This window comes from Dolichospermum planctonicum (genome assembly GCF_005402965.1).
Classification (GTDB): Bacteria; Cyanobacteriota; Cyanobacteriia; order Cyanobacteriales; family Nostocaceae; genus Dolichospermum; species Dolichospermum planctonicum.
Genome location: NZ_BJCF01000070.1, coordinates 1 through 14,553, shown reverse-complemented (window position 1 = coordinate 14,553; position 14,553 = coordinate 1). Strand labels below are relative to the sequence as shown.

12 protein-coding genes are annotated in these 14,553 nt (G+C 38.3%); 7 read left to right on the top strand and 5 right to left on the bottom strand.

Annotated features, from left to right (window positions below; genetic code table 11):
• Positions 1 to 101: 101 nt before the first annotated feature.
• Together FFO06_RS19505 and FFO06_RS19500 are read right to left on the bottom strand one after the other, a co-directional pair.
• On the bottom strand, positions 102 to 452 hold the full coding sequence (locus FFO06_RS19505; protein ID WP_137909518.1) for a hypothetical protein: 351 nt from the start codon (positions 450 to 452) through the stop codon (positions 102 to 104).
• 31 nt (positions 453 to 483) lie between these two features.
• The gene (locus FFO06_RS19500; protein ID WP_137909517.1) at positions 484 to 1,368 is read right to left on the bottom strand and encodes an ABC transporter permease; all 885 of its coding nucleotides are present in this window, start codon (positions 1,366 to 1,368) and stop codon (positions 484 to 486) included.
• Between the two features lie 224 nt (positions 1,369 to 1,592).
• On the opposite strand from FFO06_RS19500, the gene FFO06_RS19495 reads away from it, so the two are divergent.
• From FFO06_RS19495 to FFO06_RS19485, 3 genes are all read left to right on the top strand, one after another.
• Complete coding sequence (locus FFO06_RS19495; protein WP_137909516.1) at positions 1,593 to 3,239, top strand: dipeptide ABC transporter ATP-binding protein; 1,647 nt, start codon at positions 1,593 to 1,595, stop codon at positions 3,237 to 3,239.
• A gap of 42 nt (positions 3,240 to 3,281) precedes the next feature.
• The gene (locus FFO06_RS19490; protein ID WP_137909515.1) at positions 3,282 to 4,001 is read left to right on the top strand and encodes a class I SAM-dependent methyltransferase; all 720 of its coding nucleotides are present in this window, start codon (positions 3,282 to 3,284) and stop codon (positions 3,999 to 4,001) included.
• Between the two features lie 101 nt (positions 4,002 to 4,102).
• The gene (locus FFO06_RS19485; protein ID WP_137909514.1) at positions 4,103 to 4,594 is read left to right on the top strand and encodes a GNAT family N-acetyltransferase; all 492 of its coding nucleotides are present in this window, start codon (positions 4,103 to 4,105) and stop codon (positions 4,592 to 4,594) included.
• A 95-nt stretch (positions 4,595 to 4,689) separates the two neighbouring features.
• On the opposite strand, the gene FFO06_RS19480 is transcribed toward FFO06_RS19485, so the two are convergent.
• The gene (locus FFO06_RS19480; protein WP_137909513.1) at positions 4,690 to 5,295 is read right to left on the bottom strand and encodes a DedA family protein; all 606 of its coding nucleotides are present in this window, start codon (positions 5,293 to 5,295) and stop codon (positions 4,690 to 4,692) included.
• A gap of 150 nt (positions 5,296 to 5,445) precedes the next feature.
• Between FFO06_RS19480 and FFO06_RS19475 the strand changes: the two genes are divergently transcribed.
• Positions 5,446 to 6,228 (top strand): ABC transporter permease, encoded by a 783-nt coding sequence (locus FFO06_RS19475; RefSeq protein WP_137909512.1) that lies wholly within the window; start codon positions 5,446 to 5,448, stop codon positions 6,226 to 6,228.
• 129 nt (positions 6,229 to 6,357) lie between these two features.
• On the opposite strand, the gene FFO06_RS19470 is transcribed toward FFO06_RS19475, so the two are convergent.
• Together FFO06_RS19470 and FFO06_RS19465 are read right to left on the bottom strand one after the other, a co-directional pair.
• A complete protein-coding gene (locus tag FFO06_RS19470; RefSeq protein ID WP_137909511.1) occupies positions 6,358 to 7,113 on the bottom strand; it encodes a Uma2 family endonuclease in 756 nt (251 codons plus the stop codon).
• Positions 7,114 to 7,348: 235 nt separating this feature from the next.
• A complete protein-coding gene (locus FFO06_RS19465; RefSeq protein WP_137909510.1) occupies positions 7,349 to 8,656 on the bottom strand; it encodes an aminopeptidase P N-terminal domain-containing protein in 1,308 nt (435 codons plus the stop codon).
• A 473-nt stretch (positions 8,657 to 9,129) separates the two neighbouring features.
• Here FFO06_RS19465 and FFO06_RS19460 point away from each other — a divergent pair, with 473 nt between their 5' ends.
• From FFO06_RS19460 to FFO06_RS22165, 3 genes are all read left to right on the top strand, one after another.
• Positions 9,130 to 10,374 carry an FG-GAP repeat domain-containing protein gene (locus tag FFO06_RS19460; protein ID WP_137909509.1) on the top strand — a complete coding sequence of 415 codons (1,245 nt, stop codon included), beginning with the start codon at positions 9,130 to 9,132 and terminating at the stop codon, positions 10,372 to 10,374.
• Positions 10,375 to 10,685: 311 nt separating this feature from the next.
• Entirely contained in the window at positions 10,686 to 12,461 is a 1,776-nt protein-coding gene (locus tag FFO06_RS19455) for a hypothetical protein (RefSeq protein WP_137909508.1), read from the top strand.
• A gap of 579 nt (positions 12,462 to 13,040) precedes the next feature.
• The coding region (locus FFO06_RS22165) for a cadherin repeat domain-containing protein (protein ID WP_236097191.1) at positions 13,041 to 14,553 on the top strand (1,513 nt) is incomplete at its 3' end.

Sequence of the window (14,553 nt, the reverse complement as noted above, 5' to 3'; positions counted from 1 at the left end):
TCTGCCGTCGTCTTAGGGTGGTAGCCAAATTGTTTGTAAACTTGTTCTGGGGTTAGGTATTTCATCTTTCGGTTAAATACGATTAACCCCAGTATACTACGTTATTTCGAGATTAGAGAGTATGGCAATTCTGATGCACTTGGGTTTTGTTTTGGTTGACTCTGAAGCCGTTTCTGTTGTGCTGCTTTAAATGCTGTTGCTGCTTGATCTAATTGTTGATTCTGTTCTTCAGCGTTCCATTGGATAGTCCCCATTTGTGCTTGATGAATCAGGTTGAACATATTAAAATCTGAGCTATTACCAGATAAAGGGTTACTATTGCGATCACTTTCCAAACTGCTAAAGGGTTGGTTAGGATCAGCTAAGGCAGGTCCTAAGGTGACTATAGCAGCACTAATACTGGCAATGGTGATGGCAATAATTTTGTGAATTGCTAAAAATGATCTTTTCATGGATTTTCCCCTCCTAATTTTGCTTTTTGGATTAAGCAAGGCTTCGACGTATTTGGGATTGAATACTAAGTAAAGCAAAGAGGGCAAAACCTAGTAAGACTAATAATGCGGACCCAAAGGTAACATCACCCCAGAAGGCTTGCATGACTATATTATTTAATCCCCAACTGCTATGTAAATATAAGTAGCGAATCGGTTCAATGGCGTAGCTAAGAGGGTTGAGGGTAGCAATAACCTGCAACCAACCGGGCATAAAGGATAAAGGGGCTAAGGCTGTACTGGCAAATAATAAGGGAAGATTAGTAACAAAAATTACGGCTATCAGTTCAATGTGTCCCGGTAATGCAAAGGCCAAACCCAGAGAAATAGCGGTGACACCCAAGGCCAGTAAAAAGACAATCAGAGCGATCGCACATAATCCGGTAAAATCAGGTAAACCAGCCCCTAAAAATGCCGCTGCTGCCACAATTACCGCCGCTTGTAGTAAGCTTTGGCTAATAATAAAGATAGCAGATGCAAACACAATTGAAAAGCGTGAGCCTAAGGGTGCAACCAGTAAGCGATTTAAAAAGCCAAATTCTCTGTCAAACATGACGGGTAAACCGGCATTTAAAGCCCCGGCGAAAGCGGTAAATACTATTACACCTGCTGCGAGAAATTGCCCGTAATTTGACGTACTACCAAATAAACCTTTGGGGGCATTTTGGAATAACGCCCCAAATAAAACTAACCACATTACCGGCTGAATAATCCCTGCTATCAGGCTGGAAGGTCGTCGTTGCAGTTGAATAAACAGACGACGGGTTAAAGCAAAGGTTTCTTGCAGAATTTCCCCAAATAAATTGGAGTCTGTATCACCAATTACATCTGGTGAGGTGAGTTGTTGCCAGTTCATAGCTAATTTATCATTACTCATACAAAATGCTAAAATCAAAAGGTATCAATTATAAACATCCCTGCTATGTTAAATTAGCAAAGAATATTTATGATTCTTAATATTACATTATAACTAAAATCATTACAGTATATGACGGGTATATCAAGTCTAAAATTTGGTGAACAGCCGTAATTCATTGAACTGTATACAGAATATACTTGTGAAAAAAGTTAAAATTAATACGTTTATAAAAAGTCTGAATTATGAGTGAAGCTTTATTTGTTGTGGAAAATCTGCGTGTAGCCTATCCTCAACGCAGTGGAGAAGGAGAAAACTGGGCTGTTGATGATGTATCTTTTATTCTCCAATCTGGTGAAAGCATGGGATTGGTGGGAGAGTCTGGTTGTGGTAAATCAACTATCGGTAGAGCAATTATGCGTTTATTACCAGCCTCCAGTCGTGTGGAAGGATTAGTAAAATTTCAGGGAGAATCTGTACTTAATTTAACACCAATGCAGATGCAAAAGTTTCGGGGTGAAGCCGTAGCCTTGATTTTCCAAGATCCCATGACGCGATTAGATCCATTAATGACTATTGGGAATCATTGTATTGAAACTTTACAGGCTCATGCACCAGAATTATCCAAACAGCAAGCGAAGGAAAGGGCTTTAGCGACTTTAGATAAGGTGAAAATTCCTGCTAATCGTTGGCATCAGTACCCCCATGAATTTAGCGGAGGAATGCGTCAACGGGTAGCCATTGCGTTAGCTTTGTTATTGAGTCCTAAATTAATTATTGCGGACGAACCAACAACTAGTTTAGATGTGACTGTTTCTGCTCAAATTCTCCAAGAATTAACGCGATTATGTGGAGAAGAAAATATGGGATTATTGTTAATTTCCCATGATTTAGCTATGGTGGGGGAATATTGCGATCGCCTTGGGGTGATGTATCAGGGTAAAATAGTGGAAATGGGGAAAACGGAAACTGTATTTGCTCACCCTGAACACAAATATACTCAATCCTTATTAAAAGCAGCGTTACATATTCAACAGGAAGAGGGAAAAGAGAACGGGGAAAAGGGAAGAGTCAACCAAGAAAATCCTATTTTAAAAATTACCGAACTCAAACAACATTATACCATAGAACCGAATTTTATTGAAAGAATATTTAAAGGAGAAGGTCAAACAGTTAAAGCGGTAGATGGAATTAACTTAGAATTGTATTCTGGGGAGATTTTAGGATTAGTAGGAGAGTCTGGTTGTGGGAAAAGTACACTTTCGAGAACAATCTTACAATTGATCAGTCCCACATCAGGAAAAGTAGAATTTTTAGGACAGGAATTAACTAGGTTATCCCGTCAAGAAATCCGTTCTTCTCGGAGACAAATCCAAATGATATTTCAAGATCCTCATGCTTGTTTAAATCCAGCCATGACCGTAGGACAAAGTATCACAGATCCTTTATTAATTCATAACTTAGCTAATGCTGAAAAAGCCAAAGAACAGGTGTTATGGATGTTAGAAAAAGTTGGTTTAACCCCAGCAGAATTATATTATCACCGTTATCCTGCTGATTTATCTGGGGGACAACAACAACGGGTAGCCATAGCCCGGGCTTTAATTACTCGTCCAAAACTGATAATATGTGATGAACCGGTGAGTATGTTAGATGCGAGTGTACAAACCCAAGTCCTCGACTTGATGTTACAATTAAAAGCAGAATTTGATTTAACTTACTTGTTTATTACCCATGATTTATGGTTAGCACGGTTTTTGTGCGATCGCATTGCCGTCATGAATAGTGGTAAAATAGTAGAAATAGGACAGACTAAACAAATTTTTGCTCATCCTCAACACCCTTATACCCAAACCCTCCTAGCTGCGGCACCTTTACTAGCAAAAGCTTAAAGGAGTTAGGAGCAAGAAAATTACCAATTATCAAAGTAATAAATGTCTAAAAATTCACCGGCTAATACTTATAAAACCAATAACTATTCTTCTGATAAATGGCAAGAGAGAATAGGACAAATAGCATATCGTTTTAATCGCCAATATCAAAATCAAAAATTTGCATTACCCGAAGAAATAGAAGCAATGCCAATATTTCAGGAATGGATTAATGGCAGATTAAATGATAGAATAGTTTCACCATTTTGGGAAATTGCCCAACCTCAAAAAAATCAACATTGTTTAGATATTGGTTGCGGTTTCAGCTTTTTAATCTATCCTTGGCGAGATTGGCAAGGATTCTTTTATGGACAAGAAATTAGTAATATAGCCAAAGATACTCTTAATTCCCGTGGTTCACAATTAAATTCTAAACTGTTTAAAGGTGTAGAATTAGGACCGGCACACCATTTGAATTATCCAGAAGATCAATTTGATTTAGTAATTGCCACAGGATTTAGTTGCTATTTTCCTTTAGAATATTGGCAAGCTGTATTAATAGAAGTCAAACGAGTATTAAAACCAGGAGGAAATTTTGTTTTTGATCTTCTCAATTCTGAACAACCCCTAGCAGAAGACTGGGCCGTACTGGAAACCTATTTAGGTGCGGAGGTGTTTCTCGAACCGATTTCAGAATGGGAAAAAATAATTAAAGCTGGGGGTGGTAAGATTGTTAAACAGCAATTAGGAGAATTATTTGAATTGTACAAAGTCCGGTTTTAAAAAGGTTTTAGAAAAAACTATCGGGCATTGTCCTCTGAAAGCTGTATGATTTGGAAATATCTATTTGATTTTATCAAAAATTTGCACCCCCAATATCAGCGATGATCATCCGCAATGCCACAGAAACCGACTTACCCGCTATTGTAGCCATTTACAATGCTGCCGTCCCTAGCCGTATGGCTACTGCTGATTTAGAACCTGTATCTGTGGAAAGTCGTCTCGCTTGGTTTAAAGGACGAGTCCCCTCCCAACGTCCCCTATGGGTAATTGAAACGGAGGGGGTAATTGCTGGATGGTTGAGTTTCCAATCATTCTACGGTAGACCAGCCTATTATTCCACAGCGGAAATCAGTATTTACATTTCCCCAAAATTCCAAGGACGGGGTTTAGGAAAACAACTTTTAGAGAAAGCAATTACGGAAAGTCCCAGTCTAGGTTTAAAAACTTTAGTTGGTTTTATTTTCGCCCATAATCAACCTAGTTTAAAGTTATTTGCCTGGTTTGGGTTTCAAGCTTGGGGAAATCTACCGAAAATTGCTGATTTGGACGGTGTAGAACGGGATTTGATGATTTTAGGTTTGCGTGTAATGTAGGATGGTTTTTGGTCTGATTTAAAATGACCGGCTTCCTTCTGTAGGGATAGCGAAGCGCTCCCTAGGAGTCCCTTGTACCAGTTGCGTCAGTCCTGTTATCCTTTATTAGCTCTATTTTCCTTAATTACATGAATAATTGAAGGTAATAAAGAAACAACAACAATTAAGCCAATTATTGGTAATAGATACTTATCTAATTGTTCCGCTGGTAGAGTTTTTCCCAAGAAGAAACCTAACAAAGTAATGCCAAAAGTCCATACAAAACCACCAAATAAATTGTAAGACATAAAAGAACGATAGTGCATAGCTCCGATTCCTGCGACAATTGGGGCAAAAGTCCTGACAATTGGCACAAATCTTGCTAAAACAATTTTTTTCTTACCATGCTTTTCGTAAAAATCTTGGGTTTTGACAACGTGCTTTTTATGGAATAACCAAGAATCTTCTTGATCAAATAATTTTCTGCCAAATTTATGCCCAGTAAAATACCCAATATTATCACCTAATACCGCACAAACAAACGCACCGAAAATCAGTACCCAAATATTCAGTAAGTTTTGAGAAGCGATAAATCCTGCCGTAAATAATAAACTATCACCAGGCAGAAAAAAACCAATCAATAAACCAGATTCAGCAAAGATAATTCCCCATACTCCAAAGTAACCAAGTGATTTAACTAATTCTGGTAAATCAAAGTGCATAAAATCCCACTTATTTAAGAAATTGTACTCAACATTTTAACGGTTATAAATTTATAGAAATAAAAAATAATATTAAATTTATTTTATGTTTATTTTATGTTTATTTTATGTTTAATTTATGTTTAATGGATATTAGGGTCAAGGCGAAAAATGCAAAGATATTTAAAAGTGCTGAGATTATTTTGGACTGCGGCGATCGCTACGGAAATGGAGTATCGTGTTAATTTTATCATTGCTGCTTTCAGTAGTTTAGGAAATTTACTCGGTAGTATCTTTGGTTTGTTTCTATTTTACCGCACAGGTTACACTTTTACAGGCTGGTCTTGGGAAGCGGCCTTAATAGTCTTAGGAATTTTCACCTTATTACAAGGCTTTAGTGCTACCTTTCTATCTCCCAATTTAAATCGCATTGTGCGCCATGTCCAGGAAGGGACTTTAGACTTTGTGTTATTAAAACCTATTCGTAGTCAGTTTTGGTTATCTTGCCACACCCTTTCCCCCTGGGGAATACCAGATTTAATCTTTGGTTTACTGATAATTGGCTACGCTGGTACTAAACTTAGCTTAGGAATTGACAGATATCTATTTACCCTCTGGCCATTATTTTGCGGTTTAGTTATTCTTTACAGTTTGTGGTTTATACTGGGAGCAACCAGCATTTGGTTTGTTAAAATATACAATATTACAGAAGTATTAAAAGGGCTTTTAGAAGCAGGAAGATATCCAATTACTGGCTATCCTGCCGTTTATCGCTTTTTCTTTACCTTTATATTACCAGTGTCTTTTTTAACTACTATCCCCGCCCAATCCATGTTAGGAGAAATTGAATTTACTTGGTTGCTAGGTGCGGGATTATTAGCCTTTGTATTATTTTTCCTTTCTACTCAGTTTTGGCGATTTGCTCTCCGTTTTTATACTAGTGCTTCCAGTTAGGTAACAGGTGATAGGTGATAGGTGATAGGTGCTACGCCACGGGGACAGACAAGAGATACAGAATGTGTGTCAATGTAGGCTGACCCTAGAAAACCCAACCTACATTTAACCCAGACAAAACAAAATAAATTACAACATATCTGGGTTTTCCCCCAATTCCCTTAATCTCGCGGCTAATTTCGCTGCTTTAGCTTTAGCATTTTCCGCTTGAATTTTAAACTTCTCTGCTTCTGCTTTAACCTTTTCTACTTGTGCTTTGTTAGCCTCCTCTGGTAACAAAACTAAATTACCAGAAATATCATAAAAGCGCAACCAAGTCGCAGTTTCCCTATTTATAGTTCCTTCCCAAGTTCCTAACCATAAGCCTAAATGTCTACACCAAAACCAAGCATTTTCATTAGGTGTTAAAGACCGATATTCTTGGTTATCATCTAGATGCCATCCTTGTAAAGAATTAGGGTCAAAGGGGTTGTAAACAAAATAATCTGAGGTGCGGAAAATCTGATTTTTAAGGTATTTTTTGATACTATCTATTTCTGCTGTAGACCTTGACATTAATTCCACAATCATATCAAGATAAGGACAATTTTCTTTCCAAACCACCCAATCTGCTTGAGAATTACTACTATCAACATTGAGAACAGCAAAGAAGTCAGAACCGCGAAAATTACGGTTTTTAACCTGGCTAATGCTGTAGTAAATAAACATATTACCCTGAGTAAAATAATCATTGCGGTCAGACCAAAGCTGCTGTAATGAACGAATGAGGACATTCATCGCAATTCGGTGACGATTGGATCTCAATGGTTTATGATCATCAAATATTAAATCTGTATGTCGGTTATGGGGTTTCCAGTTCACAATGGCTAGATTGTTGGTACTCATAAGTAACTATCACCTTTTTCATCAAGCCTCAAACTTCTATGATAATCTGTTTGGGACTTTTTAACAGTATTTTTGTATGGTGGTAGTTACAGGACTTACGCAACTGGTACATTAGTAGGGTGCGTCAGATATCAACAATCTGTTTATTTGCAGGATTTATGCAGTCTGACGCACAGCATTATTACGTAAAATTGTATTCCAAAAAACACAAATTACTAGTAAGTATGTCTTGATTCTATCTTTCTAAATCCTTAATTTCCTTGGGAACTTTGGCTGTTAATACTTCATTTCCCTCAGAAGTAACTAAGACATCATCTTCAATTCTGATCCCAATTCCTAGCCAACGGGGGTCAATTTCCGGTTGGCCTTCTGCTGGTTTGGTGTTAGGGACTATATACAGTCCCGGTTCTATTGTCAGCACTTGGCCAGGTTGTAAAATTTGCGGGTTTTCTCCATGTTGATAAAGTCCCACATCATGCACATCTAAGCCTAACCAATGACTGGTACGGTGCATATAAAAGGCTTTATATTTTTCCTCCTCTATTAATTTATCAATTTCCCCTTTGAGTAAACCCAGTTCCACTAATCCCTCTGTTAATATCCGCACCGCTGCATTATGAGGTGCATAGAAAGAATTACCTGGTTTTACTTCTGCTATCGCTTGTTTTTGTGCTGCTAATACAATTTCATATAATGCTTTTTGTTCCGGTGTGAATTTACCACTAACGGGAAATGTGCGGGTAATATCTGAATTGTAATAACCGTAAGCGCAACCAGCATCAATCAACAGTAAATCATTTTCTTGTATTTGACAGTTATTTTCAATGTAATGCAGTACGCAAGCATTCGCACCAGCAGCAACAATGGAAGGATAAGCAGGACCCATTCCCCCCCGTAACCGGAAAAGATGCTCTATTTCGGCTTGAATTTCATATTCATAACGTCCCGGTTTAGTGCTTTGTAAAGCATAATTATGAGCTTCTACCGCAATTTCTACAGCTTGACGGATAAGGTCTAATTCTGTTTTGCTTTTATAGAGTCTCATATTGTGCAGGAGAATACTAGGATCTGCGATCGCAATTGGTCCTGTACCTCGTTTAGGGTAAGTTCGCAGTAAACTTTGGTAATGTTGGATGATTTTATCATTAAAATGGTCGTCGCGTCCTAAATGATAATAGATGCAGTCTGCTTTTTCTAAATATTGCGGTAACTTCTCATCTAACTCTGCAATGGGGTAAGCTATATCTGCACCATACAATTCTTTTGCTCCCTCTACTCCACAACGATAACCAGTCCAAACTTCCTTTTCTGGATCTTTGGGTTGCACAAATAATATAAAGCGATGCTCTGGGTGATGAGGTGCTAATACTGCTACTGCTTGCGCTTCATTAAAACCGGTTATGTAAAAGAAATCACTATCTTGACGGTAAACATACTCAACATCATTGTGCATGACTGCTGTGGGCGCACTTGTGAAAATCGCTGTACTACTGCCTATTTTCGCTATTAAATCCTGACGACGTTGCTGATATTCTGTTTGCATAGCTAATTTATTAATAGTGTTGTTTTTAGCTTTAACAATTAAAGACTACTGAGAATGTGGTCGAGAAAATTGCTAATTTTACTTATAATAGCTAATTTTCTTTTGATTTGTGTTCACCAATCTTTTTTTTGGACGAACCACAGAGGACACAGAGGACACAGAGGTGGAGTTTTATGCTTACCAAGACGCAAAGGAACAAAAGCAATAAAAGCAATACATATATTATTCGGGATCTCGATGTCAAGAAAACAGGATTTTATTTTTAAATCATGACTTGAATAAATAAAATATAAAATATTTTTTGATTGTTTAGATATTACTTTTGATTTGGAAAATTTCCTATTTATAAACATGATGGAAATGTCTATAAATACTGACATTTAATAAAAATAATTAACCAGATGTTTACTGTTTACAGAATCTTTATCAAAAGCAAATCAAAAATAGATATTAATTACTCATAAAAACACATCATGCCTGATCAATTATCTTTAGATACAAGAAATTACGGGTTACAAGCTCAAAATAAAATTGAGCAAGCATCAAGCTTTGAATATTTAGAACCTTCATCTTTTATTAGAAGTTCTTCTGTTTCTCCATTAGCAGATCCATTAGTACCAGTACCAACAAATCCATTAGCTCAAATCCCCATTGGTGGGAGTGCTAACCCCAATCCTAATCCTTATTTAACCAGTGCAGCCATTGTTCCTGATTTTAATGGTGATGGTAAAACAGATAAACTTTGGGTTAATGTCCAAACTGGTGAAATTTTGGTGCGCTTAATGAATGGAACACAAGTTTTAGAACAGGGTTCTTTAGGTAAATATGATCTAACAGCTTATGACTACAAACTTGCTGATTTTAATGGTGATAATAAGACCGATTTCTTATTACGCAATAAGACAACAGGTGATAATTTGATTGTGCTAATGGATGGTACAAGAGTCGCTAATTACTTGACTTTAGATCGAGTTGATCCAGGTTGGACTGCTAATATTGGCGATTTCAATGGCGATCGCAAAACTGATATTTTCTGGAATAATGCAACTACTGGTGAAAATGCCATTTGGCAAATGGATGGTATAAAGGTAATTAGCGCCAATGTCTTAGAAACTACGGGACCAGGATTAACCGCAACCATTGTTGATTTTGATGGTAATGGTAAGAGTGACATATTCTGGCGTAATACTACCACTGGTGAAAATAGTGTCTGGTTTATGGATGGTAGCCAAACTACCAAGTATGACCTCCAAGCTCAAGATGGTTCCTGGACTTCTACTCTTGGTGATTTTAACGGTGACTTCAAAACTGATATTTTGTGGCGCAACTCCCAAACAGGGGAAAATAAGATTTGGACGATGAATGGCGTTTTTGTGACTGAAGGTGTTGTCAGCACACTGAGTACAGATTGGACTGCGAAAATTGGTGATTTCAATGGTGATGGTAAAACTGATATCTTCTGGCATAATGCCTCTACTGGTGCAAATACTGCTTGGTTGATGGATGGTACAACCATCAGTTCTGAAGCTTTCTTACCTAGCAATACCCCTGGTTTGACAGCATCTCTGGGTGATTTCAACGGTGATGGTAAGACTGATATTTACTGGCGTGATCAACAAACATCCGCTGATAAAATCTGGACTATGGATGGAACTTTAGCTACTGAAACTCCTGTCGCTGATGCAGATAAGCTGACCCCAGAATGGTATACAAGTTGATTTAGCTAGTAGTTATTGGTCAAGATATATTGTCGGTATGACTAAGAATTTCTAAATTCAGAATCAGCGATTACTTTCCGTAACATTATGGAAAGCGATCGCTTTTTTATTGCAACTTATATTTTTCTCTAACTAAAAAATATGGCAGAATTCACCCCCCTCAACTTGGGTGAAAACTTTCTTTTATAAGGTGTTTGATGATTAATTGATGTTCTACGGACTGCTAGAAGTATATAGGTATAGAAAAAATTTTAGAGAAAAGACTTGCTTTTTCAGAAAACCTATGAAATACTTTCATTAAATTGTACTAAATGCCGACTGACAAACCGGAGTTTAATTTGAACTGGTATAAATATCTTCCAGTCCAAAGCAACTTTCATTTTCTACGGACATTTTATACAGATACTTTAACTGTGAATAGTGAGGGATTTATGCCTAGTTTGACAGGTGCTTATGACACTCCAGGTGGTGCTTACCGTGTCCAAGTGGTAGGCAACTTAGCCTACGTAGCTGATTTTGATTCAGGATTACAAATTCTCAATATCACTAATCCTGCCGCTCCTACTCTCATAGGCAGTTATGATACTCCTGGAAATGCCAGGGGTATTCAGGTAGTAGGCAACTTAGCTTACGTAGCCGATCAGGCTTCAGGGATACAAATTATTGATGTCAGTAATCCTGCTGCTCCTACTCTCAGAGGTTCTTATGACACTCCTGGACTTGCTTACCGTGTTCAAGTAGTAGGTAACTTAGCTTACGTAGTTGATGATACTACCGGATTAATAATCCTCGACATTAGCAACCCCAGCGCTCCTCTTCTTAAGGGTACTTATGATACTCCCGGCTCTGCGAGAGGTGTCCAGGTAGTAGGTAATTTAGCTTACGTGGCTGATTTTGCTACTGGGTTAATAATCCTCGACATTAGCAACTCCAGTAACCCTATTCTCAGAGGGATTTATGATACCCCTGGTGCTGCTAATAGTGTCCAAGTCATAGGTAACTTAGCTTACGTAGCAGATAACGACAAAGGACTGCAAATCATTGATGTTAGCAATCCTAGCAACCCCACACTCGTTGGCACTTATGATACTCCTGGAACTGCTCGGAGCGCTCAGGTAGTAGGACGGTATGCTTATGTGGGGGATGGTCCGACAGGACTGCAAATCTTTGATATCAGCAATCCTAGCAACCCCATTCTTGTGTCTACTTATGATACTCCGGGAACTGCTAGAGGTGTTGAATTGGTAGGACTCAGTGCTTATGTAGCTGATGAGTCTACAGGAGTGCAAATTATTGATGTGAGTGAGTTCGATAATAACCTCATCGGTAACAGTAGTAATAACCGCCTTAATGGTGGTGCTGGTAACGACACCCTTGATGGTGGTTTAGGTACTGATACCTTGATTGGTGGTTTAGGAGATGATACTTACATTGTAGATAGCACCACTGACACCATTACGGAACTTGCTAATGGAGGTACAGATACCATTCAATCTAATGTCACTTTCACTATTGCCACTTTATCCAACACCGAAAACCTGACTCTGACAGGAACAAATGCGATTAATGGCACAGGGAATGCACGTAATAACATTATCATAGGTAATAGTCGTAATAACACCCTTAATGGTGGTGCTGGTAACGACACCCTTAATGGTGGTGCTGGTAATGACACCCTTGTTGGTGGTTTGGGTACTGACAGCTTAGTTGGTGGTGCTGGTAATGACCAGTTCGTATTCAATGGCACCGCAGCTTTCAGTGCCGCTGCAACTGGTAATGGTTTAGACAACATCGCTGACTTTAGTGCCGGTGACAAGATAGTTTTGAGCAAGGCAGTATTTACGGCTTTAACCAGTGTTGCTGGAGCCGGATTTACTGTGGCCTCAAACTTTGCTGTTGTTGCAAATGTGGCTAGTGCAGCAACAAGCAGCGCTCAAATTGTTTATGTCTCAGGTACAGGTACAGGTAGCGGTAGCCTCTTCTATAACCAAAATGGTGCTGCTGCTGGTCTTGGTACTGGTGCTCAGTTTGCAGCTATCGTTGGTGCTCCTACTTTGGTCGCTAGTGATTTCATTATTACTGCTTAATCTGGGCTTATTACTTAGACTCGGATTTTTCACAAACAATAACTTAGTTGATTGATTCTACTAATGCGGGGAAGTTTGACTTCCTCGCTTTTTTTGCTCACTTTCCATGATTTTACTGGAAGCGATCGCTTTTTGGCTTGAGAATATAACGATCATATATAGGAATAATATTTGATTTTTGATAGCTTGCGTGGCGTAGCCATACAAGACTCAGTAGGTATCAATTCTGTCTTTCTTCCAGTTAAGAGTTCCCTGTTCCCTGACCACACAAGTAAGTTCACAGAATCAAACCAGATTCCTATATTTTACTGATAATTAACGGGTTACTTAAAAACTGGTTTCCTTTTACATTAAGGCTTTAATTCTCCTTTGGATCTCAAAATCAACGAACGGACAGTATTAACGCCAATTTCGGCTTAACCTATTCTTAATCTAGGCTTAACCTAGGCTTAACCTAGGCTTAACTTTTTTTAAATTAGCATTATGTTATACTCTTTAGTGTCACTAAAAAAGTGATATTATAATAAGGTATTTTAGTTGTTTCTATTCTACCAATTTTATCACCAGGATCTAAAAACGATGCCTAACCAAGCCCCGACCAACTTAACCCTTAACAACAGCGCCTCGACTTTGACAATTAATGAAGGTAATGAAGGTGAAACAACAGTCTCTGAGTTCACCTCCACTGACCTAGAGACAGGAAAGACCTTTACCTATAGCTTAATTGCAGGGGTTGGTGACATCGATAACAGTTCATTTTATTTTGTTGGTAATCAACTCAGAACCCGGACATTACTTGATTTTGAAACCAAAAACAGTTACAGCATTAGAGTCAAGCAAATAGACCAAGATGAGTCAACCCTTGTAGAACGAAAATACAATATTAACGTTAACGACATTAACGAAGCGCCCACCGATTTGTTGCTTGACAACAACACTGACACCACTACAATTGATGAAGGTAAACCCATTGGTACAGTGGTTGGTAATCTCAGCAGCACTGACCAAGATACAGGAAACACCTTTACCTATAGTTTAGTCACTGGGGATGGTGCAACGGATAATAGTTTATTTAATATTACTGGAAATCAACTTAAAACCAACGCTGTATTTGACTTTGAAACCAAAAACAGTTACAGTATTAGAGTCCAAACCACAGACCAAGGTGGGTTATCCTTTGAGAAACAATTAAATATTACCGTTACTAACGTTAACGAAGCAGTCCCAGTTATTACCAGTGCTGCTACCGCCACCTTCGCCGAAAACGGTACAGGAACAGTTTATACCGTTATTGCCACCGATGCAGATGCAGGTACAACCCTGACCTATAGCTTATCCGGTACTGATGCTAACCTCTTTAACATCAACAGTAGCAACGGCGTTGTCACCTTCAAAACCGCTCCTAACTTTGAATTACCTAGTGATAACGGTGCAAATAACATTTATGACATCAGTGTTATCGCTAATGATGGTACATTAACCGCCACAAAAGACGTAGCTATTACCGTTACCAACATTAACGACGCTCCTACTAACTTAACACTATCCACTAGCACCGTTGAGGAAAACAAGGCTGTTGGTACAGTGGTTGGTAATCTCACTAGCACAGGCCAAGATATAGGAAACACCTTTACCTATAGTTTAGTCACTGGGGATGGTGCAACGGATAATAGTTTATTTACTATTACTGGAAATCAACTTAAAACCAACTCCGTCTTTGACTTTGAAACCAAAAACAGTTACAGCATTAGAGTCAAAACTGAAGACCAAGATGGGTTATCTTTTGAGAAACAATTAAATATTAACGTTAACGACATTAACGAAGCACCCACTGATTTGTTGCTTGACAAGACCGCAATTGCTGAAGGTCAAACAGATGGTGTAATTGGTAATCTCAGCAGCATAGACCCAGATACAGGAAACACCTTTACTTATAGCTTAGTTACAGGGGATGGTGACACTGACAACAGTTTATTTAGTATTGTTGATAATCAACTCATAGCTAATACTGTATTTGACTTTGAAACCCAAACAAGTTACAGCATTAGAGTCAAAACTGAAGACCAAGATGGGTTATCTTTTGAGAAACAAT

Coding starts and splice junctions, on each gene's coding strand:
- FFO06_RS19505 (WP_137909518.1), bottom strand. CDS start 452: ATGAAAAGATCATTTTTAGCAATTCACAAAATTATTGCCATCACCATT.
- FFO06_RS19500 (WP_137909517.1), bottom strand. CDS start 1,368: ATGAGTAATGATAAATTAGCTATGAACTGGCAACAACTCACCTCACCA.
- FFO06_RS19495 (WP_137909516.1), top strand. CDS start 1,593: ATGAGTGAAGCTTTATTTGTTGTGGAAAATCTGCGTGTAGCCTATCCT.
- FFO06_RS19490 (WP_137909515.1), top strand. CDS start 3,282: ATGTCTAAAAATTCACCGGCTAATACTTATAAAACCAATAACTATTCT.
- FFO06_RS19485 (WP_137909514.1), top strand. CDS start 4,103: ATGATCATCCGCAATGCCACAGAAACCGACTTACCCGCTATTGTAGCC.
- FFO06_RS19480 (WP_137909513.1), bottom strand. CDS start 5,295: ATGCACTTTGATTTACCAGAATTAGTTAAATCACTTGGTTACTTTGGA.
- FFO06_RS19475 (WP_137909512.1), top strand. CDS start 5,446: ATGCAAAGATATTTAAAAGTGCTGAGATTATTTTGGACTGCGGCGATC.
- FFO06_RS19470 (WP_137909511.1), bottom strand. CDS start 7,113: ATGAGTACCAACAATCTAGCCATTGTGAACTGGAAACCCCATAACCGA.
- FFO06_RS19465 (WP_137909510.1), bottom strand. CDS start 8,656: ATGCAAACAGAATATCAGCAACGTCGTCAGGATTTAATAGCGAAAATA.
- FFO06_RS19460 (WP_137909509.1), top strand. CDS start 9,130: ATGCCTGATCAATTATCTTTAGATACAAGAAATTACGGGTTACAAGCT.
- FFO06_RS19455 (WP_137909508.1), top strand. CDS start 10,686: ATGCCGACTGACAAACCGGAGTTTAATTTGAACTGGTATAAATATCTT.